Annotated in this window: 23 protein-coding genes and 1 riboswitch; of the genes, 16 read left to right on the top strand and 7 right to left on the bottom strand. The window is 37.9% G+C overall.

Annotated elements, in window-relative coordinates; translation table 11 throughout:
• Positions 1–102: 102 nt before the first annotated feature.
• The 3 genes from OC529_RS08475 to OC529_RS08465 all read right to left on the bottom strand — a co-directional run bounded on the left by OC529_RS08475 (position 103) and on the right by OC529_RS08465 (position 1,306).
• A complete protein-coding gene (locus tag OC529_RS08475; RefSeq protein ID WP_007285110.1) occupies positions 103–339 on the bottom strand; it encodes a hypothetical protein in 237 nt (78 codons plus the stop codon).
• Between the two features lie 71 nt (positions 340–410).
• The gene (locus OC529_RS08470; RefSeq protein WP_262081939.1) at positions 411–869 is read right to left on the bottom strand and encodes a DUF3021 domain-containing protein; all 459 of its coding nucleotides are present in this window, start codon (positions 867–869) and stop codon (positions 411–413) included.
• Positions 866–1,306, bottom strand: coding sequence for a LytTR family DNA-binding domain-containing protein (locus tag OC529_RS08465; RefSeq protein ID WP_262081938.1), 441 nt, complete (start codon positions 1,304–1,306; stop codon positions 866–868). The genes OC529_RS08470 and OC529_RS08465 overlap by 4 nt, the downstream gene beginning before the upstream one ends.
• A gap of 537 nt (positions 1,307–1,843) precedes the next feature.
• Between OC529_RS08465 and OC529_RS08460 the strand changes: the two genes are divergently transcribed.
• From OC529_RS08460 to OC529_RS08420, 9 genes are all read left to right on the top strand, one after another.
• Positions 1,844–2,710 carry a helix-turn-helix domain-containing protein gene (locus tag OC529_RS08460; RefSeq protein ID WP_173276113.1) on the top strand — a complete coding sequence of 289 codons (867 nt, stop codon included), beginning with the start codon at positions 1,844–1,846 and terminating at the stop codon, positions 2,708–2,710.
• A 149-nt stretch (positions 2,711–2,859) separates the two neighbouring features.
• Entirely contained in the window at positions 2,860–2,994 is a 135-nt protein-coding gene (locus tag OC529_RS08455; RefSeq protein ID WP_262081937.1) for a hypothetical protein, read from the top strand.
• 305 nt (positions 2,995–3,299) lie between these two features.
• On the top strand, positions 3,300–4,886 hold the full coding sequence (locus OC529_RS08450; protein WP_173276114.1) for an ATP-binding cassette domain-containing protein: 1,587 nt from the start codon (positions 3,300–3,302) through the stop codon (positions 4,884–4,886).
• A gap of 35 nt (positions 4,887–4,921) precedes the next feature.
• Positions 4,922–7,819 carry a lantibiotic dehydratase gene (locus tag OC529_RS08445; protein ID WP_262081936.1) on the top strand — a complete coding sequence of 966 codons (2,898 nt, stop codon included), beginning with the start codon at positions 4,922–4,924 and terminating at the stop codon, positions 7,817–7,819.
• 30 nt (positions 7,820–7,849) lie between these two features.
• Positions 7,850–8,620: an arginase family protein gene (locus tag OC529_RS08440; RefSeq protein ID WP_173276116.1), complete on the top strand. Its 771-nt coding sequence runs from the start codon at positions 7,850–7,852 to the stop codon at positions 8,618–8,620.
• Complete coding sequence (locus tag OC529_RS08435; protein ID WP_262081935.1) at positions 8,613–9,668, top strand: lanthionine synthetase LanC family protein; 1,056 nt, start codon at positions 8,613–8,615, stop codon at positions 9,666–9,668. The genes OC529_RS08440 and OC529_RS08435 overlap by 8 nt, the downstream gene beginning before the upstream one ends.
• Before the next feature lie 329 nt (positions 9,669–9,997).
• The gene (gene mutL, locus OC529_RS08430) at positions 9,998–11,947 is read left to right on the top strand and encodes a DNA mismatch repair endonuclease MutL (RefSeq protein WP_262081934.1); all 1,950 of its coding nucleotides are present in this window, start codon (positions 9,998–10,000) and stop codon (positions 11,945–11,947) included.
• Positions 11,948–11,962: 15 nt separating this feature from the next.
• Entirely contained in the window at positions 11,963–12,556 is a 594-nt protein-coding gene (gene ruvA / locus OC529_RS08425) for a Holliday junction branch migration protein RuvA (protein WP_262081933.1), read from the top strand.
• Between the two features lie 9 nt (positions 12,557–12,565).
• Positions 12,566–13,129 carry a DNA-3-methyladenine glycosylase I gene (locus OC529_RS08420; RefSeq protein WP_262081932.1) on the top strand — a complete coding sequence of 188 codons (564 nt, stop codon included), beginning with the start codon at positions 12,566–12,568 and terminating at the stop codon, positions 13,127–13,129.
• Positions 13,130–13,213: 84 nt separating this feature from the next.
• Here the strand turns inward: OC529_RS08420 and OC529_RS08415 are convergent, their stop codons facing one another.
• The 4 genes from OC529_RS08415 to OC529_RS08400 form a co-directional block, all read right to left on the bottom strand.
• Positions 13,214–13,477 carry a SemiSWEET family transporter gene (locus tag OC529_RS08415; RefSeq protein WP_000166114.1) on the bottom strand — a complete coding sequence of 88 codons (264 nt, stop codon included), beginning with the start codon at positions 13,475–13,477 and terminating at the stop codon, positions 13,214–13,216.
• 105 nt (positions 13,478–13,582) lie between these two features.
• A complete protein-coding gene (locus tag OC529_RS08410; protein WP_262081931.1) occupies positions 13,583–14,617 on the bottom strand; it encodes a S66 peptidase family protein in 1,035 nt (344 codons plus the stop codon).
• 140 nt (positions 14,618–14,757) lie between these two features.
• Positions 14,758–15,435 carry a DUF1129 domain-containing protein gene (locus OC529_RS08405; protein WP_262081930.1) on the bottom strand — a complete coding sequence of 226 codons (678 nt, stop codon included), beginning with the start codon at positions 15,433–15,435 and terminating at the stop codon, positions 14,758–14,760.
• Between the two features lie 11 nt (positions 15,436–15,446).
• Complete coding sequence (locus OC529_RS08400) at positions 15,447–16,391, bottom strand: magnesium transporter CorA family protein (protein ID WP_000815623.1); 945 nt, start codon at positions 16,389–16,391, stop codon at positions 15,447–15,449.
• 131 nt (positions 16,392–16,522) lie between these two features.
• Between OC529_RS08400 and uvrA the strand changes: the two genes are divergently transcribed.
• The 7 genes from uvrA to ruvX all read left to right on the top strand — a co-directional run bounded on the left by uvrA (position 16,523) and on the right by ruvX (position 25,416).
• A complete protein-coding gene (gene uvrA, locus OC529_RS08395) occupies positions 16,523–19,354 on the top strand; it encodes an excinuclease ABC subunit UvrA (RefSeq protein ID WP_262081929.1) in 2,832 nt (943 codons plus the stop codon).
• Positions 19,347–20,408 carry a M24 family metallopeptidase gene (locus tag OC529_RS08390; RefSeq protein ID WP_262081928.1) on the top strand — a complete coding sequence of 354 codons (1,062 nt, stop codon included), beginning with the start codon at positions 19,347–19,349 and terminating at the stop codon, positions 20,406–20,408. The genes uvrA and OC529_RS08390 overlap by 8 nt, the downstream gene beginning before the upstream one ends.
• Positions 20,409–20,465: 57 nt before the next feature.
• A riboswitch (M-box (ykoK) riboswitch) is annotated at positions 20,466–20,616 on the top strand.
• A 194-nt stretch (positions 20,617–20,810) separates the two neighbouring features.
• Complete coding sequence (mgtA, locus tag OC529_RS08385; protein WP_262081927.1) at positions 20,811–23,471, top strand: magnesium-translocating P-type ATPase; 2,661 nt, start codon at positions 20,811–20,813, stop codon at positions 23,469–23,471.
• Between the two features lie 135 nt (positions 23,472–23,606).
• Positions 23,607–24,005: a transcriptional regulator Spx gene (gene spx / locus OC529_RS08380; RefSeq protein ID WP_000591165.1), complete on the top strand. Its 399-nt coding sequence runs from the start codon at positions 23,607–23,609 to the stop codon at positions 24,003–24,005.
• Positions 24,006–24,070: 65 nt separating this feature from the next.
• Positions 24,071–24,640 carry an SP0191 family lipoprotein gene (locus OC529_RS08375; protein ID WP_049511456.1) on the top strand — a complete coding sequence of 190 codons (570 nt, stop codon included), beginning with the start codon at positions 24,071–24,073 and terminating at the stop codon, positions 24,638–24,640.
• 86 nt (positions 24,641–24,726) lie between these two features.
• The gene (locus tag OC529_RS08370; protein ID WP_000507059.1) at positions 24,727–24,993 is read left to right on the top strand and encodes an IreB family regulatory phosphoprotein; all 267 of its coding nucleotides are present in this window, start codon (positions 24,727–24,729) and stop codon (positions 24,991–24,993) included.
• A 3-nt stretch (positions 24,994–24,996) separates the two neighbouring features.
• The gene (gene ruvX / locus OC529_RS08365) at positions 24,997–25,416 is read left to right on the top strand and encodes a Holliday junction resolvase RuvX (protein WP_004239076.1); all 420 of its coding nucleotides are present in this window, start codon (positions 24,997–24,999) and stop codon (positions 25,414–25,416) included.
• Positions 25,417–25,421: the final 5 nt, after the last annotated feature.

The raw sequence follows: 25,421 nt of genomic DNA, 5'->3' as shown, positions 1-25,421 counted from the left end.
TAAATACTCCTTTTTGAATTTTCAGAATAATCTGGATATGTAACCTATATTCTACAAAAAATTTTGGAAAAATGCAAGAATGTTTTGAAAAAAGATAGAAAATTACAGAAAATTTACAAAGAAGATCTGAAAATAACTGCTATGATAGTAATACTCTTCGAAAATCTCTTCAAACCACGTCAGCGTCGCCTTACCGTAGGTATGGTTACTGACTTCGTCAGTTCTATCCACAACCTCAAAACAGTGTTTTGAGCTGACTTCGTCAGTCTTATCTGCAACCTCAAAACAATGTTTTGAGCAACCTGCGGCTAGCTTCCTAGTTTGCTCTTTGATTTTCATTGAGTATAAGGTGCAGCAGGATAAAGAAAAACCGAGAAGTTTCTTTCTCGGATTTGCTTATTATGAGGTTCCTATTTTCTATGCTCCAAGAGTTGATTGATATGGTCTACTTTTTTTGATGCTCTTTTATAGGAAATAGTCCAAATGATGAGGTAGACAATCGCAAACTCGATAATGAGCTGGAGGTAGAAAATCCAGTGGAAGGGGAACCAACCTGCTAGGGTTGCTAGTGGGACAAAGCCAGCCAGCATAAGGAAGAAATGAGTCAGAGTGGCACGAAGCATGCTCCAGTCACGGCTGAATAATCGTTTGCCAAAGTTGAAGAGAATACCGATGGCTGCCCAGATCAGTGTACAGTAGAGCAAGACCAGGGCACCGTGAACCTGATGTTGAGCCATTACTTGGCCGACGAGAGAGTCGGGACTTAACGGGGAGTAGGTACTTGGTGCATAAATGAGTGAAAAGATGATAGAGAGGATGAGACCGATGAGGACACCAGTAGCTGCGTCGTGGAAGATTTGTTTTTTCATAGTTCTAATTTCTCCTTGATGGTTTTTAGATAACGGCGTGAAGAGTAGGTGAAGCTTTCGTTTTTCAAGAAAATTTCTACTAGGCCGTTGGGGGTGAGCTTGAGATGAGAGATGAAATCGATATTGATGATTTCTGATTGGGAAATTTGGATAAAATTGGTTGGCAGAATTTCAAGGACCTGATAGAGTCGCAAATCAATGCTGTAGGTCTGACTCGCGGTTTCTGCTAGAACCTTCCGATTTTCGATATAGAAGCGTTGAATCTTGACAATCTCGACTAGATAGACCTGATTATTGATTTTCCCTTTGATTTTTTCTGTTAGATCCAGATTTTCTGCGAACTCGATGACTTTCTGGACTTTATCTGTCGGCTGAGGTGCTTGAACAATCAGCTTTTCCTCTTCGTAAGTTTCACTAATCTGTAGTTCTATTTTCATAAACTTCTCTCCTTGTTTTTCATACAAAATTAATCTCACTTCTTGTACATCTTTATTAATACTCTTCAAAAATCAAATTCAAACCACGTCAGCGTCGTCTTGCCGTACTAAAGTACTGTCTGCGCCTAGCTTTCTAGTTTGCTCTTTGATTTTTATTGAGTATACCACTATTTTACGCCCTTTGGCAAGGGACTTTGTCTATGTGGAGGGATTTGGCTCCTATATGGCGGAGCTTTTCTGTCCTTTCTGAAATATGGTATAATAGCACTAATCAATTTCTAGGAAAATAGATACGGAAAGGGGCTGAAAGAACTAGGGGAACAGTTGGAATTAGAAAGTGATAGGTATGAAAAGTGGCGTTGAAGCTGAATAAGTTTATAAAGCGTTTGAATGAAGAAATGGAAAGTAAATAAGTTGACGATGAATTACAAAATAGATTTTATCTACAATTTGTATCTTTCAAATCGTTGATTTGAATTTTAGATTTAATCATGCTACAATTAAAACTGAAATCAAATAGAAGAGGAAAATACAAACGTGGGCACACTATTAGCAACAAGATTAAAAAATAGACGGAAAGAATTAAAAATGTCTCAGCGAGAACTAGCTGAAGGTATCTGTAAACAGGGGCAAATCAGCCGATTAGAGAGCGGAGAGTTTACCCCTGGAGCGGATTTCCTGCATGCCCTTGCTAAGAAGTTAAAAGTCAGTATGGATTATTTTTTTGATGAGCAGGTTGTAGAGAAAGTTGAGGAGTTATCAGAATTTAAGAAATTAGCACAGACATTTATTACAAATCGCAATTATGAGTCTTTGAAATATATATATGAATTGGAGAATGTAAAAGCTTACCGCCTATCTTTAGCAGATAAAATCTACATGGAATGGATAAAATCTCTGATAGATTTTTATTTTTACGGACAAAAAGAAGATGCGATTGTACGATTAGAGGGGGTATTATCACAGTTAAGTGTATCTGATTTGAACTATCTCCAAGTTTCAAACACCCTATTCAATTTTTATTATGATATTGGAGATTTAGGTCGTTTCAATAAAATTCGTGAAAAACTAGAGTATCAAGTAAATCAACTCAATTTGAGTACAATCGAAGAGTTAGAACTATCTATTAAGTTTAACTACAACGTTTGTCGTTATCTATGGTTACAGAAAAATATTGAAGAAGCTATTACTAAAATTACAGCCACTATAAAACAATGTAAGGCTTACAGAACGAATTATCTTTTGGCTGATTTGTACTTATTGATGGGAAACGTAAGTGAAAATTTCTCTTCTAAAAGTTCAGTGAAAGAATATTTTGAAACAGCTCATTTCCTTTACAAATTAGAGGAAAACATGTCAATGGCTTTGAAAGTTGAGCATTACATTGCAGATATAATAGAATAATGAATACGGTGTTCAAGTGAGCATCGTTTTTTAAACTTATCTTAGATACAAAAAAGTATTAAAAAAAAAAAAATAAAAAAACATTATAAAAATACTTGACGAGCTAATTTTGAAGTGATAAAATAAATGAAAGAAAAAAGGAGAGGTATATGAGAAGTTTGTTTAAGAAAATAGTTGCTGTATTAGCTATTGGCTTGATTCTGTTAGGAATTGCGAGAACACCTCAAGTTCATAAGATAGCTAGAGGGATTGATCCAGGTCCAGCGAATGGGAAAGCTCTCTAACTATTCAGACTAATCTATAACGACATTATGAGGTTTGATAAGATTTCTCCTCACCGGATAAAAATCTTAAATATATTTATGGAAGGATAAACATGCTATGGAAAATACAGATCTTACTCTAAAACAAGAGAATGTTTCTCTGGATATTGACGTTGATGTTGATCTTGATGCTATCTTGATTGGAAGAAATCAACCAAGCCAGCGCAGATGCTAAAGTACATTTTGTTGAGTCAGGGGTGGTGATTATTATCGCTCCTGATTTTTATTAGGTTAATTTAATTAAAGAAGTTATAAAAGAATCTCAAATGAAAAAATATTTTTATCAAAATTCCTTTTTAGTAGGTCAATTTTTAATAGCAAATATCATTGGAGCCATTTCTGTACTGAGCTTGGCTTTTGTTCTAGAAGGTATTATTGATTCTATTTCAAATGTTAATTCAGAAACATTCATATTATATGTAGTATTGCTATTAGTTTATATAGTTTTTGATTCCGTAATGGAGTATTGTGTTGAAGTTTCAAATCAAAAATTAATTCAAAAAATTTTACATGATATACGAAGTGATCTGACTGAAAGTAACGGAAGAAAAGCATTGATTGATGTTTTTCGTAGTAATCCTGAAAACCATATCTCAACTTATACTAATGAATTAGAAGTTTTAGAAAAACAATACTTAGAACAAATTATTAGTATAACTAATGATATTTTAGTTTTTGTTTTTGCTTCAGTTATATCTTTATTTTTACAACCGTCATATACTATAATAATGGTCGTTTTGAGTTTACTTCCTCTTTTTTATCCTTTATTAACTCAAAATTCTTTACAAAGTGCAAGAGATGTAAGCGTAAAGTCAAAAGAAAGTTATTTTAGTGTAGTATCAGATTTTTACTTTGGTTTAAAGACAGTTAAACTATTTAATGCAGTGCACCCTTTCACTGATATTGTGAATTCAAAAAGTAAGCAGTTAGGACAATCTAATGTAGCTTATTACAAAAAGGCAAACTCAATAGAGGCAATATCATACGCAATTACAATGGTTGTAAATCAGGGAGCTTGGGTAGTAGGAGGTTTTTTTGTACTCAAGGGAAGACTTTCTCTAGGAGAATTTATTGGACTTCGTCAATTAGTTATGTATATTACTTATCCAATTACTAATATGAAACATAGCTATACTGATATATTATCTTCAAAAAAATTGGTTAATAATCTGGTTGCAACTATAAATCGAGTACCAGCGGATACCGCTAATATGAAAAATGTAAAAATTAATACAATTGAGCTTGTTGATTTTGGAATATCTGGTGGGGAGCAAAATATATTACAAAATATAAATTTAACATTTAAGGTAGATAAAAAATATCTCATTGTTGGAAAAAGTGGTAGTGGGAAAAGTACGCTTTTGAATTCATTAATAGGTTTGATACCAGATGGTTTTAATATTAATGGGAACATCTTAGTTAATGGACAGGATTTAACTAGTATTAAGTTAGATTACTCGTCAGTTGCTTACGTGGAGCAGAAAACCTTTATTTTTGATAAACCAGCTATTGATAATTTGACAATGTATAAAGATTATGATAAAAGTCTAGTTCATCAAGTGTTACAGAAGGTAAGCTTAGAAAATATTAATTTAGAGGATAGCATCAAAAATAAGTTGTCTGGGGGACAAGAGAGGAGACTAGATTTTGCTAGGTCTCTACTTGCGAATAAGGAAATTTTACTTTTGGACGAGGTTACATCGTCTCTAGATAAAGAAAATAGATTGCGTATTGAAGAATTAGTGGCCTCAGTGCAGGGGAAAATGGTTATTTGTATTGCTCACGAACCATCAGATAATTTCATCTCAATGTTTGATGAAGTAATAACTCTTGAAGAAGGAATGATTACTTAGATGTAAAAATATCATAATAGACTTAGGAAAAATTTATGAAAAAAGAAATACTACCTCAATATGTTTATAGAGATAAAATGGGTAATAGTGCAGCTTTAAAGGAATATTACTCGATAAAATTTGATAAGGTAGATAGCTACTATGAGTATATTTGGAAAAACATTTTACTTCAAGAAGCAATTTTACTTTGTAATCGAACTCTTTTTATGGAGTTATCAAATTTTTATAAAAAATCAGAGAAAAATAAGAGAAGACTATTACGAACTTTAGAAAATTATTTTATTAGATTTTGTACACGTCCCTCAACATTCTTCACGTTTGGATATGTAGGAGTAGGAGAATTTTCTCATGGTGGGATAGAAGAAAATCTGAAATGTGAATCAAAGAGTGTAGAAAAGATAACAGATATTTCTACAGAGTGGGCTTTTGATTTTTTAAAATTGATTTTGAGAGAACGAGATGTATTAAAAGAACTATTCGTATTTTTAAATCCCAATTTAATAGGAGTCGGAGCAAAGCTGTTAAATCAGAAACTGTATTTTTGCCAATCAGATATACAAAAAATTGTCTTGACGGATTTAAACATTGTTCTTTCAGACATTATTGAGACTTGTAAAACACCTTTAAAAATAAGTTCTCTAGTCAATTTGTTATTAGAGAAGGGATTTGAATTAAATACTATTTATGACTATATACAGCAATTGATAGATAGTGAGATATTATTTTTTGAATGTTTTGAGATATTAACCAGAGACAATAAAATAAACTTGATAGATGATTTTATTAATGGAATAGAATTAATACCTGCAAAATTAAAAAGGCAAATTTCTTGTATAAAATCAAAAATAGAATTATATAATAGTATTCCTCTGGGAGAGGGGAGTCGAATTCTGATAGATTTATATAGTATTATGGACGATATATGTAAGGTAAATACTCCGCTTAATATTTTATGTATTAGTCATCAGAAATTTCAGATAGATTATCAGATAAAGAATGAAATAGAAGAATTTCTTAATATACTATTAACTATTAATTTAAAATATAAGCAAGAGCGCAGTCTGAAAGAATATACAAGAAAATTTTATAATTTGTATGGTAGTAACAATTTAGTGCCTTTAACGGAATTGCTTTCAGTTAAAGGGTTAGGTTCTCCCTCAAACTATTCAACCCCAATTTTGAGTACTTATTTGGGAGAAACTTTAAATATTAATGATGGAACAGATAAATTCCAACATGATTTAGTGAATCAGATTTTGAACACTACCAGTGGTGAAGAGATAAAATTAGAGAATTTAATTGAACAAGAAGGGACGATTAAAGATAGTTTTCCTACTGCAGAAGTAGTTTTCTCAATTTATGAAATTGATAATGGAATTCAATTAAAATGGCATGGAAATCAATATTCAGATAATTTTTTTTCGATTTCTGGGAAATATGTGCCGTGCTTTAAAGAATATTTCAATATACACGAAATGTTAGAAATAGAGAGAAAATTTTATAATGAACTTTTAGTTGGAGTTGATGAGTTTCATAGTAATTTAGTGTTAAATGACATCAAGAGAGAGAATGCTTTAGATAGCTTGATATTAGATTTTCCATTTTTTAAAAATATTGATATTTCAGATGTATATATATACTTAGATGACAAGAATAACTTTCAAGTTTTTTCTAAGAAAACAAATACTCATATGCGTGTTATAAAGAGAAATAGAATTTCTCCAAATCTATTAAATAATCAAACCCGATTTTTATATAGTATTTTTTGCAATCAATTATCGTATTATGATTTCTATAAGGTTTTTTCAATTGAGTATTTACATTATCAAAATAGGATAGTCTATAAAGATATAATTGTATATCCTGAAACATGGAGGCTATCTAAAAATTCTAATTTTGATAAGTTTATAAAAAACTATAATGTTCCGAAATTTGTAAATTTAGTAGAGGGGGACATGGAGTTACTGATAAATTTAGATAAAAAAGGAGATATAGAGAAGGTAAAACAAAAATTAAAGACAGATAAAGTAGTTTTAACAGAGTACTTAGGGGAGTTAAAAAGCTCTAATGAAATAATAGCATTTTCAAAAAATATAGATAATAGTACACAGTGTTTAGAAAAAAACTGTAGTTTGGAGGAAGTACATCTGGTATCTAAAGACTGGTTTAGTTTTCATTTGTATTGTAAAGAGGAATTAACATCGATTTGTGTAGAAGATATTTTAAAGAGGTTCTTAAATTTGATTGATGACGATATTCAATATAGTATAAATTTTGTTCAATATTACTACGATGAATATCATATTCGATTTAGAATTAAAATTTTCGGAACAAATGATACTGATAAAATTAAAGTCTTAATGTTAATGATAAAACTTTTTTCATCTAGTATAGACGACGGACTTCTAACACGGTATGAGATGCTACCGTATCGAATAGATTTTTCACTACTTGGTGGTTCAGATAGTGCTTGGAATATCGAGAAGATATTAACACTAGATTCTCTTTATGTTATTTCTAATTATTCCATTTTGAGAACACTCCCGATACAATATTATGTACTTATACTACAAAGTATTTTTGAATCATTTGAAATAGACAATGCGGAATTAATCAAACATTTTAAGGACATTGAAGTATCAAAAAATTACTCGTTATATAGAAATGTAAAAAAAGAAATCAAAAATATAGATTTAGATGTTTTTCCATTTAGTGAGGAACTTTTCAAAAAATGTAAATATTTAGTCGAACTATTAAATGAAATTGAGAGTAAACGAAAAGTTAATACATCTGAAAAAATAGAAATTGCTAAGAGATATATACATCTATTTTTAAATAAAATTTTTTTCAATAAATTTTATGAGGAGAAAATTTATCAACTATTCTATCTATATTTAATGGATAAAAAATTTATCCAGAAATCTAAAATGTAAGTTTGATTATAAATGATTAAGGAGGAGTAAATGTTTATAAATTTGCCTTATAAAGGACGAACGAAAGTACCAGGATCCGAATGTGGATTTAATAATTTTATTAGAAATAACTATTTAGAGAGAAAGTATTATTTACAAAATAACTTTATAAATGCCTCTGATTATGAAAATAGTGATTTAATATCAGAATTGAAATCAAAAATATCTTCTCGGTATAGTAAAGAGGACATATTTATTTTTGGCGGTGATCATTGTACTACCAGTTTTGTTTTTGATCATATTATTGATACTGAGAAAAGTATCGGAATTATAATATTTGATGCTCATTTAGATAAAGGAGATATATCGGATGGATATTATAATTGGAATGTTCTTAGTTGGATAGAGGATAGTATTGAGAGTGGTATGATAATAGGAACTAGACACGATTATTATAAGGTTCTTACCCCTAGAAAATATAAAGTTTATGATGATATCGCAGTATATGAAAATAAAGAAATTATCCTAGAAAATATAAAAGAATACTTTGAAAAATTTGATACTATTTACATTAGTCTTGATGTCGATGTTCTAAATGTATCGGACTTTCCAGGTGTTAGCTTTCCAATGCCTGGGGGGTTAAGTTTAGTAAATCTTGTATACTTTATCAGACAAATAAAAGAAATCAAAAAAATACATGGAAAAAATATAATTTGGGACTTGGTTGAATATAATCCTCTAGTAGAGTCTACAATTTCTAACATCACCTTACAGCGTATACTAACGGAAATTAATACAGATAATTATACCAAATATGATTGAAAGAATACTGAACAAAATTGAGCAAGATTTTCTGCAATTAGATTTTAAAGAACTATCGAATAATGAAAATTATCCAGAAATATTGTATAATATATTACTTTTTTTGTCTGGTTTATCAGATTCAGAATATATAGATTACATTGATGAACAGTTCTATGAATTTATTTTAAAAGAAATATATCTTAATAAATCAAGATTTAAGTTGTCATTTTATAATGGTATGACCGGTATTGTTTTCTTGTTAGAACATAGTAAGTTGAATAGCGAGTATTCTGATTTATTGAGTCAATATTTCAATAAAACTATAAGCGATACTATGTTGGTGTTACTTCCTTTTTTTAAGGATTCAAAGAAAGAGTATGAATTTTTTGGAGGCTTGTTAGGAATTGTATATTATTATTTACAGAGAAAAACACCAATAAATCATAAGGAATCGTACATTTTAGAAGAAAGTTTAAATAAATTATTAGGGGTTATAAAAAAAGAAATAAATATAGAAAGTTTTGATATTTCGCTTATACATGGAATGGTATCGTTTTTGAAAATATTTCGTAGTTATTTGGAAAAAGAAGAATCTAAAGAAATAAATGAAATATATAATAAAATGATGGATTGTTACTTGAAGCTAGTTATAGACAAAGAAAAATTTGAGGAAATTTTTGGTAAAAAAATGGGATGGTGTAACAGTAGACTTTCTATACTGTTATTACTATATTCACTACCAGTTGAACAAGAGATAAGTAGCTACTTGTATAATGAATTATTAGAGATATTTGATAGCAGTGGAAGTTGGAAATATGATGATTCATATCTTTGCCATGGTTATGCTGGAATGAGCATTATGATGTGTGCATTTAATTACACAGGAAAAAATAGAATTTTTGTAAGAGAGAAGCTTCGTGAAGAATTACAAAATAGTAAAAATTTACTTGGTAATCTAAATCAATCACCGAATATCATTGAAAATTGCTTAGGGGTCATACTGGCTCTTATTAATGATTATTCTAATAAAGTGGAAATTCTTAACAAAATCATGCTAACACTATGAAAACTGAGGCAATCTCGGTTTTTTGTTTATCCCAAACATATAACTGTTTCTTTTATAGTTGCTTATTTTAAAACTAAGCAACTATAACTTACTCTTCAAACCACGTCAGCGTCGTCTTGCCGTACTAAAAGTACTGTCTGCGCCTAGCTTTCTAGTTTGCTCTTTGATTTTTATTGAGTATACCACTATTTTATTCCCCCTTGCAAGGGACTTTGTCTATGTGGAGGGATTTGGCTCCTATGTGGTGCTTGCTTTTCGGTCCTTTCTGAAATATGGTATAATAGCACTAATCAATTTCTAGGAAAATAGATACAGAAAGGGGCTGAAAAATGTCTCATATTATTGAATTGCCAGAGGTGCTGGCAAACCAGATCGCGGCAGGAGAGGTCATTGAACGTCCTGCCAGTGTGGTCAAAGAGTTGGTAGAAAATGCCATTGACGCGGGCTCTAGTCAGATTATCATTGAGATTGAGGAAGCTGGTCTCAAGAAAATCCAAATCACAGATAATGGTCACGGAATTGCCCACGATGAGGTGGAATTGGCCCTGCGTCGTCATGCGACCAGTAAAATAAAAAATCAGGCAGACCTCTTTCGAATTCGGACGCTCGGTTTTCGTGGTGAAGCCTTGCCTTCTATTGCGTCTGTCAGTATCTTGACTCTGTTGACGGCGGTGGATGGTGCGAGTCATGGGACCAAGCTCGTTGCGCGTGGGGGAGAAGTAGAAGAAATCATCCCAGCGACCAGTCCAGTGGGAACCAAGGTTTGTGTGGAGGACCTCTTTTTCAATACGCCTGCCCGTCTTAAGTATATGAAGAGTCAGCAAGCGGAGCTGTCTCATATCATTGATATTGTCAACCGTCTGGGCTTGGCCCATCCTGAGATTTCCTTCAGTTTGATTAGTGATGGCAAGGAAATGACGCGGACAGCAGGAACTGGTCAACTGCGCCAAGCTATCGCAGGAATTTATGGTTTGGCGAGTGCCAAGAAGATGATTGAAATTGAGAATTCTGACCTAGATTTCGAAATTTCAGGTTTTGTATCCTTGCCTGAGTTAACCCGAGCCAACCGCAACTATATCAGCCTCTTCATCAATGGCCGTTATATCAAGAACTTCCTGCTCAATCGTGCTATTCTTGACGGTTATGGCAGCAAGCTCATGGTAGGTCGCTTTCCACTGGCTGTCATTCATATCCATATCGATCCTTATCTAGCGGATGTCAATGTGCATCCGACCAAGCAAGAGGTGCGGATTTCCAAGGAAAAAGAACTGATGACGCTGGTTTCAGAAGCTATTGCAAATAGTCTCAAGGAACAAACCTTGATACCAGATGCCTTGGAAAACCTTGCCAAATCGACCGTGCGCAATCGTGAGAAGGTGGAGCAAACTATTCTCCCACTCAAAGAAAATACGCTCTACTATGAGAAGACTGAGCCTACAAGACCCAGTCAAGCTGAGGTGGCTGATTATCAGGTAGAATTGACTGAGGAAGGACAGGATTTGACTTTATTTGTCAAGGAAACCTTGGACCAATTGACTAAGCCAGCAAAATTGCATTTTGCAGAGAGAAAGCCAGCTAACTATGACCAACTAGACCATCCAGAGTTAGATCTAGCTAGTCTTGATAAGGCTTATGATAAGCTGGAGCGAGAAGAATCATCCAGCTTCCCAGAGTTGGAATTTTTCGGACAGATGCATGGGACTTATCTCTTTGCCCAAGGGAGAGATGGGCTCTATATCATAGACCAGCATGCGGCTCAGGAACGGGTCAAGTATGAGGAATATCGTGAAAGCATTGGCGATGTTGACCAGAGTCAACAACAACTCCTAGTGCCTTACATTTTTGAATTTCCTGCGGATGATGCCCTTCGTCTCAAGGAAAGAATGGCGCTTTTGGAGGAAGTGGGTGTCTTTCTAGCAGAGTACGGAGAAAATCAATTTATCCTGCGTGAACATCCTATTTGGATGGCAGAAGAAGAGATTGAATCAGGCATCTATGAAATGTGTGACATGCTGCTCTTGACCAAGGAAGTTTCTATCAAGAAATACCGAGCAGAGCTGGCTATCATGATGTCCTGCAAGCGGTCCATCAAGGCAAACCATCGTATTGATGACCATTCAGCTAGACAGCTTCTTTATCAGCTTTCTCAATGTGACAATCCCTACAACTGTCCCCACGGGCGTCCTGTTTTAGTGCATTTTACCAAGTCGGATATGGAAAAGATGTTCCGACGTATTCAGGAAAATCACACCAGTCTCCGTGAGTTGGGGAAATATTAAACTAAAAGGAAAACTATGTACGAATATTTAAAAGGAATTATTACCAAAATCACTGCCAAATACATTGTTCTTGAAACCAATGGTATCGGTTATATCCTGCATGTAGCCAATCCCTATGCTTACTCGGGACAGGTCAATCAAGAGGCTCAAATTTATGTGCATCAGGTTGTGCGTGAGGACGGCCATTTGCTTTATGGATTTCGCTCAGAAGACGAAAAGAAGCTCTTTCTCAGTCTGATTTCGGTCTCTGGGATTGGTCCTGTATCAGCTCTTGCTATTATCGCTGCTGATGACAATGCTGGCTTGGTTCAAGCCATCGAAACTAAGAACATCACCTACTTGACCAAGTTCCCTAAAATTGGCAAGAAAACAGCCCAGCAGATGGTGCTAGACTTGGAAGGCAAGGTAGTAGTTGCAGGAGATGATTTTCCTGCCAAGGTGGCAGTGCAAGCTAGTGCTGAAAACCAAGAATTGGAAGAGGCTATGGAAGCCATGTTGGCGCTGGGCTACAAGGCAACCGAACTCAAGAAAATCAAGAAATTCTTTGAAGGAACGACAGATACAGCTGAGAACTATATCAAGTCGGCTCTTAAAATGTTGGTTAAATAGGAGCAGAGCATGACAAAACGTTGTTCGTGGGTCAAGATGACCAATCCGCTCTACATCGCCTATCATGATGAGGAGTGGGGCCAGCCCCTCCATGATGACCAAGCATTGTTTGAGTTGTTGTGTATGGAAACCTATCAGGCAGGCCTGTCTTGGGAAACGGTGCTCAACAAACGCCAAGCTTTCCGAGAAGCCTTTCATGGCTATCAAATTCAAGTAGTCGCAGACATGACCGATACTGAATTGGAAGCCTTGCTGGATAATTCAGCTATCATTCGAAATAGAGCCAAGATTTTCGCGACACGCGCTAACGCCCAAGCCTTTCTACGACTACAGAAAGACTATGGCTCTTTTGATACCTATCTTTGGTCTTTTGTTGAGGGGAAAACGATCGTTAACGATGTTCCCGATTACCGCCAAGCCCCAGCTAAAACACCCTTGTCTGAGAAATTGGCCAAAGATCTCAAAAAACGAGGTTTCAAGTTCACAGGCCCAGTCGCTGTCTTGTCTTTTCTACAGGCTGCAGGACTAGTTGATGACCACGAGAACGATTGTGAGTGGAAAAGCGGTCATTAGTGTGTACAGATAGCTAGCATATCTGAGAATATAGAAAAAAGCTGAGAAATTTTTCCCAGCTTTTTATATATACTATTAGATTTGTTAGAGTGAAGTCAAAAAAGTGATTCCACCTAAAATAACACCAGCTGAATTTGGAATGATTAGTATCCAATCCTTCTTAGGTTCCTTTGTCCATCCATAAATAACCCAGATTAAGCAAGATATAGCAGCTGATAAAGGTTGAAATGGTTGAGCTTTATTTCCCTGTAAATTAGCGATAATTTGAGGTATGTAGGCAATAAATACTATAATTCCAATAAAGGCACCAATAGAACCTACGATTCGATTAATTTTTTGTTTTGTCATATACACCTCCTTCAAAAGGATAACATAGAAATTAGCGAAATGCAATAAATTCAGATACAAATTGTAACGAAAACGAATACAAAAGCACAAAAATAGAAAAACTATTTATTTTTTGTTATAGTCAAATCGAATGACTTGCTCCTTTGCATCTACAGAAGCGTGGACTCCAAAGGGAACAATGGCTCTTGGAGTTGCGTGGCCAACATTTAGATTATAGAGAATCGGGATATTGCTGTCAATAATATCCAATAGTGCCTCTTTATAGTCGCCATAGAAAGTTTCATCCATAGGTTTTCCGACCAGGAGTCCACTGATGACCTCGAATATCCCAGTGTTTTTTAAAGTCCGCAACATCTTTTTGAAGTCTTCTGGTTCAGGCTTTTCTTCGCTTGTCTCTAGCAAGAGGATCTTTCCTTCCCAGTCTGACAAGTCAGGGAAAAGTTTGTATTTTTGGCAGAGCTCCGTGCTGTCTGCGTATCGAGAGTTGTCAAAGATATCGTAGAGGGATTCGAGGCAACCACCGAGGATTTCCCCCTCGAATTGGGCATTTCCTTGCAACAAGTCAAAACCAGTATTTGTATGATTGATACGAGCTGTCCCCAGAGCCTTGGGACTGAAGTCGGTTCGTTCCTCATACCAAACGTGACTAGGGCGGATTTCTGAGATTTTTCCCGTCTCGATCAGTTCTTTAAAGTAGTGAAAGCTATAGGGCAACATCTCCTTGTCCAATTCACAAATGTCTGCTAAAAAGGATTGACCATAAAAGGTCTTGATTCCTAGTTTATGCAACATGAGATGGTTCATGGTCGTATCCGAGAAGCCAAGAAAAATCTTTTGTCGAATAACCTTTTCTAGTTGGCCATTTTCAAAAAGGTAGGGCAACAAACGATAGGTATCATCTCCACCGATGGCGCATAGGATCATGTCGATGCTATCATCAGAAAAGGCTTGCATCAAATCCTCCGCACGGGCTTCAGGATAGTTCTTGATAAAGTCTAAGCCTTTCAACGAATGGGGCAAAAAGATAGGATTGAGTCCCAAATCCTTGAGACGTTGGACACCCAAGTCCACTTCGTGTTTGACAAAGTCTTCTCCGATAATGCCACTAGATAAACTAACAATACCAATAGTAGAAACCATATCTCATCCTCCTAGAAATAGATTGAGCCTATTTTATCACAAAAGATAAGAGAAAGCTATGTGGGATGTCAGAGGAATACTTTTAAATCAAGAAAGTAGTAAAAAAGCAACCGCATCTGCAGTTGCTTTTATCATTCTTCTTAATAGCGTGTTGGTCCTGCACTTGCGCTGCGGATGTTCAAGCGTTTCTTGAGATAGAATCGAAGGGCTAGGAGAACTGCTCCGATAATAGCTAGTGGCAATGGAGCAAGTACTGGGTTAAGGCTAGCTGGTAGGAAGCTTGTTGCAAAGAAGACAAGCAACCAAAGGAACATAGAAACTAGGATAACCAGTACAGATTTCCAGAAAGGTGGACGTTGACTGCGGTCCATATCTGGTCCATAGTATTGGTAAACAAAGTAGTACATCAAGTAGAAGGCAAATCCACCAACCAGTCCAACTAATAGGAGGGTAATCAAACCGTAACCGATAGCTTGATCTGCTGAGAAGAAGGTTGTGAGGGCGCTGACAAGGGCAAAGAGGCTAGTGATGAAAAGAGCTGAGTCCATAATCATGAGTTTTGGATCATCATTTTCTTTTGGATGCTCTTTTTCATATTGTTCCTTGACAGTGAAACTATGAGCCCAATGAGTTGGCGCGCCATAGAGGGAACGAGCAGTCGTACCTTTGGTTTGCTCTTCAAGGATTTGGGGAATGACTTCCTCAAAAATAGTCTTGATTTCAGCGTCTGTTTTTCCATCTTTGATGAATTGTTGGGTAGCGATATGGATAAACTCTTGGTTTTTCTTTGTTAATTTTTGTAGATCAATCTGAGACATAGGAACTCCTCTTAGAACCATTTTTTATGGATGAGATAGAGAGTGAGCGAGACACTCATAGCAAAGGCAATAAAGACGATTAACCAGAAGGCATTTGGCTCACCGTTTAGGGGGATTTCATTATCCTTAAAGTTCATCCCGTAGGCAGAAAAGACCATGGTTGGGATGGACATGACGATAGTCACAAGGGCCAAGGTTTTCATGATGTTGTTCTGGTTGTTGGAAATGATAGAGGCGAAGGTCTCTGTCATAGAGTGCAAGACGTTTCCATAAATGTCTGCCATTTCGATGGCCTGTTGGGTTTCAATCAGGGTATCTTCAAGCAGGTCTTCGTCCTCAAGGTATTTCTTGATATTGCTGGTTGAGCTGGTCAATTTCTTAATCACGCGCTCATTTGTTTTGAGGGAGGCCTTGAAATAGACGATAGTTTTTTCCAATTCCATGAGCTCAATCAATTCTTCATTACGAGTTGATTGATGCAGTTGACTTTCGATTTGTTCACTCTTACGGTCAATCGAACGAAGGGCTGTTAGGTAAAGCTCTGCATTGCGATAGAGAATCTGGAAGATGAAACGCGAACGCATGAAGGTGTAGAAATTACGCAATCGACGGTTGATAAAGACATCGAGGACCGGTAATGGTTCCAAACAAGTAGTGATAATGGTTTCCTCAGTGATGATAATACCAAGCGGGATGGTTACGTAGTAGGTGCGGTTATTTCTTTCCTCTGTGACCGGCACGTCTACGATAATCAGGGTGTACTCGTCTTCAATCGTAATACGAGACATTTCTTCCGCATCGAGCGGTGCTCGAAGGTCGGCAATATCAATATCGAAGGCGTTAGCGATTTCGAGTGATTCATTTTGAGTCGGATTGACGAGATTGATCCAAGTACCCGGTTCAAGCGTATCGATCTCTTTAAATTCAGTTGTTGTAGAGAGAAAAACTTGTTTCATATCCCTTATCCTTTCTCATTTTTCATATTTTTTCACACCGTACTATTATACTATAAAATCGGCCTTTTGGGTAATAGAATCTCACTTTTTTTGGTATAATGGTAAGCAATAATGGACTAGAAAGAACAAAGATGCAAGATAAAATTGTCATTCATGGGGCGCGTGCCCATAATTTAAAAAATATTGATGTGGAGATTCCACGAGACAAGCTGGTTGTAGTGACCGGCTTGTCAGGCTCAGGAAAATCCAGTCTGGCCTTTGATACCCTCTATGCGGAGGGTCAACGTCGCTATGTAGAGAGTTTGTCAGCCTATGCTCGTCAATTTTTGGGGAACATGGAGAAGCCAGATGTAGATGCCATTGATGGCCTCAGCCCAGCTATTTCTATCGACCAGAAAACGACTAGCAAAAACCCTCGCTCGACGGTGGGAACCACGACTGAAATCAATGACTATCTTCGTCTCCTCTACGCGCGTGTGGGGACGCCTTACTGTATCAACGGGCATGGAGCTATCAAGGCTTCTTCTGTGGAGCAAATCGTTGATAAGGTTTTGGAGTTGCCAGAACGCCAGCGCCTGCAAATCTTAGCCCCAGTTATCCGTAAGAAAAAAGGCCAACATAAGAGTGTCATTGAGAAGGTTCAGAAAGACGGTTATGTTCGTGTCCGTGTGGATGGGGAAGTCTATGATGTGACCGAAGTGCCAGAGTTGTCCAAGAGCAAGCAACATAATATTGATGTCGTGGTTGACCGTATTGTCATCAAGGAGGGCATTCGTAGCCGTCTCTTTGATTCCATTGAGGCTGCCCTTCGTATTGCAGAAGGTTATGTCATTATCGACACGATGGACGATTCTGAGTTGCTCTTCTCTGAACATTATGCCTGCCCAGTTTGTGGATTTACTGTCCCAGAGTTAGAGCCGCGTCTCTTCTCTTTCAATGCTCCCTTTGGCTCTTGTAGTGAGTGTGACGGCTTGGGCATCAAGCTGGAGGTGGATACTGATTTGGTAGTGCCAGATGCCAGTAAAACCTTACGTGAGGGAGCCTTAGCACCTTGGAATCCCATCTCATCCAACTACTATCCAAACATGCTAGAGCAGGCCATGACAGCCTTTGGAGTAGACATGGATAAGCCTTTTGAGGACTTGTCAGAAGAAGATAGGAACTTGATTCTCTATGGATCTGATGGTAAGGAATTCCATTTCCACTATGAGAATGAATTTGGTGGAGTGCGCGATATTGATATTCCTTTTGAGGGAGTTGTCAATAATATCAAGCGTCGCTATCACGAGACAAACAGCGATTACACGCGCACCCAGATGCGCCTCTACATGAATGAGCTGACTTGCGGAACCTGTCACGGTTATCGCCTCAATGACCAGGCCTTGTCTGTCCGTGTGGGCGGCCAGCAAGGGCCACATATCGGAGAAATTTCAGACCTGTCTATCGCGGACCACTTGGACTTGGTAAGCAAGTTGACTCTATCTGAAAATGAAGCCATCATTGCTCGGCCTATTCTCAAGGAAATCAAGGATCGTTTGACCTTCCTTAATAACGTGGGTCTTAACTATCTAACCCTGTCACGTTCGGCAGGAACCCTTTCAGGTGGGGAAAGTCAGCGTATTCGCTTGGCGACCCAGATTGGTTCTAACCTATCAGGTGTCCTTTATATTCTAGACGAGCCGTCAATCGGTCTTCATCAGAGGGATAATGACCGTCTGATTGCCAGCCTCAAAAAGATGCGTGATTTGGGTAATACTCTCATAGTAGTGGAACATGATGAAGATACCATGCGTGAGGCTGATTATCTGATTGACGTTGGCCCTGGTGCCGGTGTTTTTGGTGGGGAGATTGTTGCGGCAGGAACCCCTAAACAGGTTGCTCGCAACAGCAAGTCTATCACAGGCCAGTACTTGTCAGGCAAACGTGCCATTCCAGTACCAGAAGAGCGTCGTGTAGGAAATGGTCGTTTTATCGAGGTGACCGGAGCGCGTGAGAACAACCTGCAAAATATCACTGCTCGCTTTCCATTAGGAAAATTCATCGCAGTGACAGGGGTGTCAGGTTCAGGAAAATCGACCTTAATCAACAGCATCCTCAAAAAAGCTATTGCTCAGAAGCTCAACCGTAATTCAGACAAACCTGGTAAGTTTAAGACTATTACAGGGATTGAGCATGTAGACCGCTTGATTGACATTGACCAGAGCCCTATCGGACGAACGCCGAGATCCAACCCTGCTACCTATACAGGAGTCTTTGACGATATACGTGACCTTTTTGCTCAGACAAACGAAGCCAAGATTCGAGGCTACAAGAAGGGGCGTTTCAGTTTCAACGTCAAGGGTGGTCGTTGTGAAGCCTGCTCAGGTGATGGGATCATCAAGATTGAGATGCACTTCTTGCCAGATGTTTACGTGGCTTGTGAGGTCTGCCACGGAACCCGCTACAACAGTGAAACCCTAGAAGTTCACTACAAGGAAAAAAATATCTCGCAGGTCTTGGATATGACCGTCAACGACGCGGTAGAGTTCTTCCAACACATTCCGAAAATTCAACGCAAACTTCAGACTATCAAGGATGTGGGACTGGGCTATGTGACGCTAGGTCAACCAGCTACCACCCTTTCTGGGGGAGAAGCTCAGCGTATGAAGTTGGCTAGCGAACTTCACAAACGATCGACAGGAAAATCTTTCTACATTCTGGATGAGCCGACGACAGGACTCCATACAGAGGATATCGCTCGCTTGCTTAAAGTCTTGGCTCGCTTTGTAGATGATGGCAATACAGTCCTCGTCATTGAGCACAATCTAGATGTTATTAAGACTGCAGACCATATCATTGACCTAGGCCCAGAAGGTGGTGTCGGTGGTGGAACCATCATCGCAACAGGAACTCCAGAAGAAGTAGCTGCCAACGAAGCCAGCTACACAGGACATTATTTGAAAGGAAAATTAAAACATGAATAAACGTGTACAAGCATTTCTAGATAAAATGCAAGAAAAAGAACTAGATGGCATCATCATCAATAACCTTAAAAACGTCTATTACCTGACTGGTTTTTGGGGCTCAAACGGAACAGTCTTCATCAGCCGTGACCGTCAGGTCTTGGTGACAGACTCTCGCTATATCATTGCAGCCAAGCAAGAAACCAGTGGTTTTGAGATTGTGGCTGATCGTGATGAATTGGCTGTCATTGCAGGAATTGTTAAGGACATGGGCTTGTCTCGAATCGGTTTTGAAGATGAGATTTCAGTGTCTTATTATCACCGTATGCAGGCAACCTTTGAGGGAATTGACTTGCTTCCACAGTCTCAGTTTGTTGAAGGTCTTCGAATGATTAAGGATGAAGCGGAGATTGCAGCTATTCGCAAGGCTTGTTCTATCTCAGACCAAGCTTTCCGCGATGCGCTTGACTTTATTAAGCCAGGAAAGACTGAAATTGAGATTGCCAACTTCCTTGACTTCCGCATGCGTGAGTTGGGAGCATCTGGCTTGTCTTTTGACACTATCTTAGCTAGCGGTATCAACTCTTCTAAACCCCATGCCCATCCTATGCATAAACCGGTGGAGCTGGGAGAAGCTATTACCATGGATTTCGGATGTCTTTATGACCACTATGTCAGCGATATGACACGGACTATCTATCTGGGGCATGTCAGCGACGAGCAGGCAGAGATTTACAATACGGTTCTCAAAGCCAACCAAGCCTTAATCGATCAAGCCAAGGCAGGCTTAGGCTTCCGTGACTTTGATAAAATCCCTCGTGATATTATCATCGAGGCAGGCTATGGCGACTACTTTACTCACGGTATTGGCCACGGTATTGGCCTGGATATCCATGAGGAACCATACTTTAGCCAGACTTCTACAGAAACTATTAAGGCAGGTATGGCCTTGACAGATGAACCAGGTATCTATATCGAAGGCAAATATGGCGTTCGTATCGAGGATGATATCCTGATTACAGAGACAGGTTGTGAATTATTGACCCTTGCTCCAAAAGAGTTGATAGTTATTTAAGAGTTAAACAACTCAAATGATTGACTTTTAAATTTTAAAGGTTTATACTGAAAGACGAAAACGGTAGGTGAGGCTACCATAGGGATACGGATGACTACCGCAAAGCAGTGGAGACACTACTCGTTGGTCAACAGTCCTGGTCGCGAAGGCCAAGACTAAGCTCATTACATTGCCCTATGGAGTTAAAGCTTGAACGAAAAACAGATAATTAGTTTTTTAATCCTGCCATTTTATGGTGGGATTTTCTACTGTTTAAATCAAAGAAAGGAGATAGACGATGCAAATTGACGATCATCCGGAACCGCACATACACAGCCAATCGCTGATTTGTGTCGTTCTGCCCTTATAAAGTGATTGGTCTCTGTGTATGAAACACATCATTCATACAGATAGGAGAAACCAATGAAAACTACAAAAGAAAGATTAGCAACAGCTATTCATACATCTTTAAACGAAACTCTCTCTTTTTATAAGACAAGTCTAACAGGCTTGACTGAGGAGCAGGTGGAGAAAAATCGTGACCTATATGGCGAAAATACCATCACAAAGGGTCAAGAAGACAGTATCCTCAAAAAGATTTACGAATCCATTATCAATCCTTTTACAATCATCTTACTGGTCATCGCCGTGATTTCCTTGGTGACCAATGTCTGGTTGGCAAAACCAGGTCAGGAGGATCCGACGACTTCTATTATCATCGTTGTCCTAGTCCTCATTTCTGGTGGCATACGCTTTGTCCAAGAACTCCGTAGTGATAAGGCTGCGACCAATCTATCAAAAATGATTGTCAACACAGCGACTGTCATTCGTCAAGGAGAAATCCAAGAAGTACCTATCGATGATTTGGTAGTGGGTGACGTGGTTAAATTAAGCGCTGGAGACATGATTCCAGCAGATCTTCTTTTATTTGAGTCGCGCGATTTCTTTGTACAACAGTCTGGCTTGACAGGTGAAAGTGAATCGGTTGAAAAATTGGCCTTGACCAAGGCAACAGTTCAACAATCTGATAGTCTGCTAGAAGCAGAAGCGCTCGCCTTTATGGGAACCAATGTCTTGTCTGGTAGTGCCAAGGCCGTGGTTTTAGCAGTTGGTGATGATACCATGATGGGGGCCATTGAGCAGACTTTGAACACCTATGATGAGCCTACTTCGTTTGAACGGGAGATGAATAGTATTTCGTGGCTCTTGATTCGTTTGATGCTGGTCATGGTGCCCATCGTTTTCTTGTCCAATGGTTTAACAGATGGTGACTGGCTGGAAGCTGGCGTATTTGCTTTGAGTGTTGGTGTTGGATTGACACCTGAGATGCTTCCTATGATTATCACGGCCAGTCTAGCAAAAGGCTCCATCATTATGGCCAAGGAAAAAGTGGTTATCAAGAAACTCAATGCCATACAGGACTTAGGGGCGATTGATATTTTGTGTACAGATAAGACAGGAACTCTAACCCAAGACGAAATTGTCCTTGAATATCCCTTGGACATCCATGGACGCTTGGATTTGACCGTCTTGAGACGAGCTTATCTTAATTCTTATTTTCAAACGGGCTTGAAAAATTTGATGGACAGAGCCATCATCAAACGGACTGAAAAGGAAGCCAAAGAACACACCCTCTTACAAAATCTGGCTCAAACTTTTCAAAAAATAGATGAGCTTCCCTTTGATTTTGAACGTAGACGGATGAGTGTTATCGTTAAGGATGAACACGAAGTTGTTAGTTTGGTAACCAAGGGTGCCCTAGAGGAAATGTTGACGATTTCCAGTTATGCGGAATACCAAGGAGTGATTACTCCCTTGACAGATGTTATTAGAGAAGAAATTTTAGCAGAAGTCAGACAACTAAATCAACAAGGTTTGCGTGTCTTGGGAGTGGCCTATAAGTCAGGTTTGAGGGAAGGTCATGCCTATACAGTTGATGACGAAGGGGATATGATTCTAACTGGTTATTTAGCCTTCCTAGATCCTCCTAAACCATCTGCAGCACCAGCAATTAAGGCTCTGTTAGAACATGGAGTTCAAACAAAAATTTTGACGGGAGACAACGAAAAAGTTACTCAAGCAGTCTGTGAAAAGGTTGGTTTGGATATCAATCAGATACTGTTAGGATCTGAAATTGATCAGATGAGTGATCAAGAATTGACCCAAGCAGTAGAGGAGGTAACAGTATTTGCCAAACTTTCTCCTGACCAAAAAGCGAGGATTATTTTGCAATTTAAGGCCAATGGTCATGCTGTCGGTTATATGGGAGATGGGATCAATGATGCTCCTTCTATGAAAGTTGCAGATGTGGGGATTTCTGTTGATACAGCAGTAGATATTGCCAAAGAAACAGCTGATGTTATCCTACTTGATAAGGAACTCATGGTGCTTGAAAAAGGACTTGTTGAAGGGCGTAAGGTCTATGCCAATATGACTAAATATATCAAAATGACAGTGAGTTCTAATTTTGGAAATATCTTATCCCTATTGGTCTCTGGAATCTTTTTGCCATTTTTACCAATGGCACCAGTCCATTTGATTATCCTAAATCTAGTCTATGATTTGTCTTGTATTGCCTTGCCTTTTGACAAGGTGGATAAAGATTTTTTGAGAAATCCGCATACCTGGGAAGCCAAGTCCATCACACGTTTCATGATTTGGATGGGGCCTATCTCTTCTGCCTTTGATATTTTGACCTTTATTTTGCTCTATTTTATCATTGTACCCATGACGACAGGTCAAGCCTATGTCCATGGAGCGGAGTCTGCCGTAGGATTTATTGTCTTGTTTCAGACAGGTTGGTTTATCGAGTCCATGTGGTCACAGACCATGGTTATCCATATGCTGCGTTCAGCCAAAATTCCCTTTTTACAAAGTCGTCCAGCTTGGCTAGTCCTTGTGACAACCTTATTGGCTGCAGCCTTTGTGACCTTCCTTCCCTACAGTCCACTAGCTAGCCTTCTCCATCTAACTCCTTTAAAATCGATTTATTTCATCTTTTTACTTTTCATCATTATTTTGTATATGATTAGCGTGACAATTGTGAAAAAAATCTATATCAAGAAATATAAAGAATGGCTGTAAATTTCATTTTGTCAAGAAAAAAGTACGAAAATGACGAAAAAAGTCAAAAAAATTTAAAAATAGGTCGCAAGTCGGATGTTTTTTATGGTATAATAGACTAAACTGATAGTAACATGTAGCGAAAGGGGTAGGTACATGATTAAAATTTATACAGTCTCAAGTTGTACTAGCTGTAAAAAAGCAAAAACCTGGCTCAATGCCCACCAGTTAAGTTATAAAGAACAAAACCTTGGTAAAGAAGGAATTACGAGAGAAGAATTACTGGATATTCTAACCAAAACAGATAACGGAATAGCCAGCATTGTTTCATCTAAAAATCGCTATGCCAAAGCCCTTGGAGTGGATATTGAAGATTTGAGCGTCAATGAAGTCCTCAATCTGATTATGGAAACACCGAGAATTTTAAAGAGCCCAATCCTTGTAGATGAAAAACGCCTGCAAGTTGGCTATAAGGAAGATGATATTCGTGCCTTCCTACCACGCTCTGTCCGTAATGTAGAAAATGCAGAAGCACGTTTGCGTGCAGCTCTATAAACATCAAGGCTGGGAGCAATTCCCAGTCTTATTCTATTTTAATTTCAAAAAGAAAGAAGAGAGAAATGAAAAAAATTGTTCTTGTTAGTCTAGCTTTCCTTTTTGTCCTGGTTGGTTGCGGACAGAAAAAAGAAACTGGAACAGCTACAAAAACAGAAAAGGATACGCTTCAGTCGGCATTGCCAGTTATTGAAAATGCCGAGAAGAATACAGTTGTGACCAAGACTTTGGTCTTGCCCAAGTCAGATGATGGTAGCCAGCAAACCCAAACCATTACTTATAAAGACAAGACTTTTTTGAACCTAACCATTCAACAAAAGCGTCCAGTCTCAGATGAGTTGAAGACTTATATTGACCAACATGGAGTGGAAGAAACCCAAAAAGCTCTTCTCGAGGCGGAAGAGAAAGACGAATCCATCGTAGAAGCTCGTAAATTAGCAGGCTTTAAGCTTGAAACAAAATTATTGAGCGCAACAGAACTTCAAACAACGACTAGTTTTGATTTTCAAGTTCTGGATGTCAAGAAAGCTTCTCAGTTAGAATATTTGAAGAACATTGGTTTAGAAAATCTCTTGAAGAATGAACCAAGCAAATATATTTCAGACAGATTGGCAAATGGCGCGACAGAACAGTAGAAAATCCAAATAAATAGACTGCCTGAATTGTAGAACGTAAGGAATTATGCTATAATGGTACTATTCTAAGGAAAGAGGGTGTTAGAATGGGATTTACTGAAGAAACAGTACGTTTTAAATTGGACGATTCCAATAAAAAAGAAATTAGCGAAACTTTGACTGATGTCTATGCTTCGTTGAACGATAAGGGCTACAACCCAATTAACCAAATCGTAGGTTACGTATTGAGTGGAGACCCTGCCTACGTTCCTCGTTATAATAATGCACGAAATCAAATCCGTAAGTATGAGCGTGATGAAATCGTTGAGGAATTGGTTCGCTACTACCTCAAAGGACAAGGAGTCGATCTATAACCTATGAGAATTATGGGATTGGACGTCGGTTCAAAAACGGTAGGGGTGGCGATTAGCGATCCGCTCGGTTTTACAGCTCAAGGACTTGAAATCATCCAAATCAATGAGGAGCAAGGTCAATTTGGTTTTGACCGCGTTAAAGAGTTGGTTGATACTTACAAGGTGGAACGATTTGTAGTGGGCTTGCCTAAAAACATGAACAATACAAGCGGACCGCGCGTGGAAGCTAGTCAAGCCTACGGAGCGAAGCTAGAAGAGCTTTTTGGTTTACCAGTAGATTATCAGGATGAACGCTTGACAACAGTTGCCGCAGAGCGCATGTTGATTGAACAAGCAGATATCAGTCGCAATAAGCGCAAGAAAGTCATTGATAAGTTAGCAGCTCAGCTGATTTTACAAAATTATTTAGATAGAAAATTTTAATATAA

The organism is Streptococcus sp. Marseille-Q5855, from assembly GCF_946901985.1.
Taxonomy (GTDB): domain Bacteria; phylum Bacillota; class Bacilli; order Lactobacillales; family Streptococcaceae; genus Streptococcus.
This window is presented reverse-complemented; position numbering and strand designations above follow the sequence as displayed.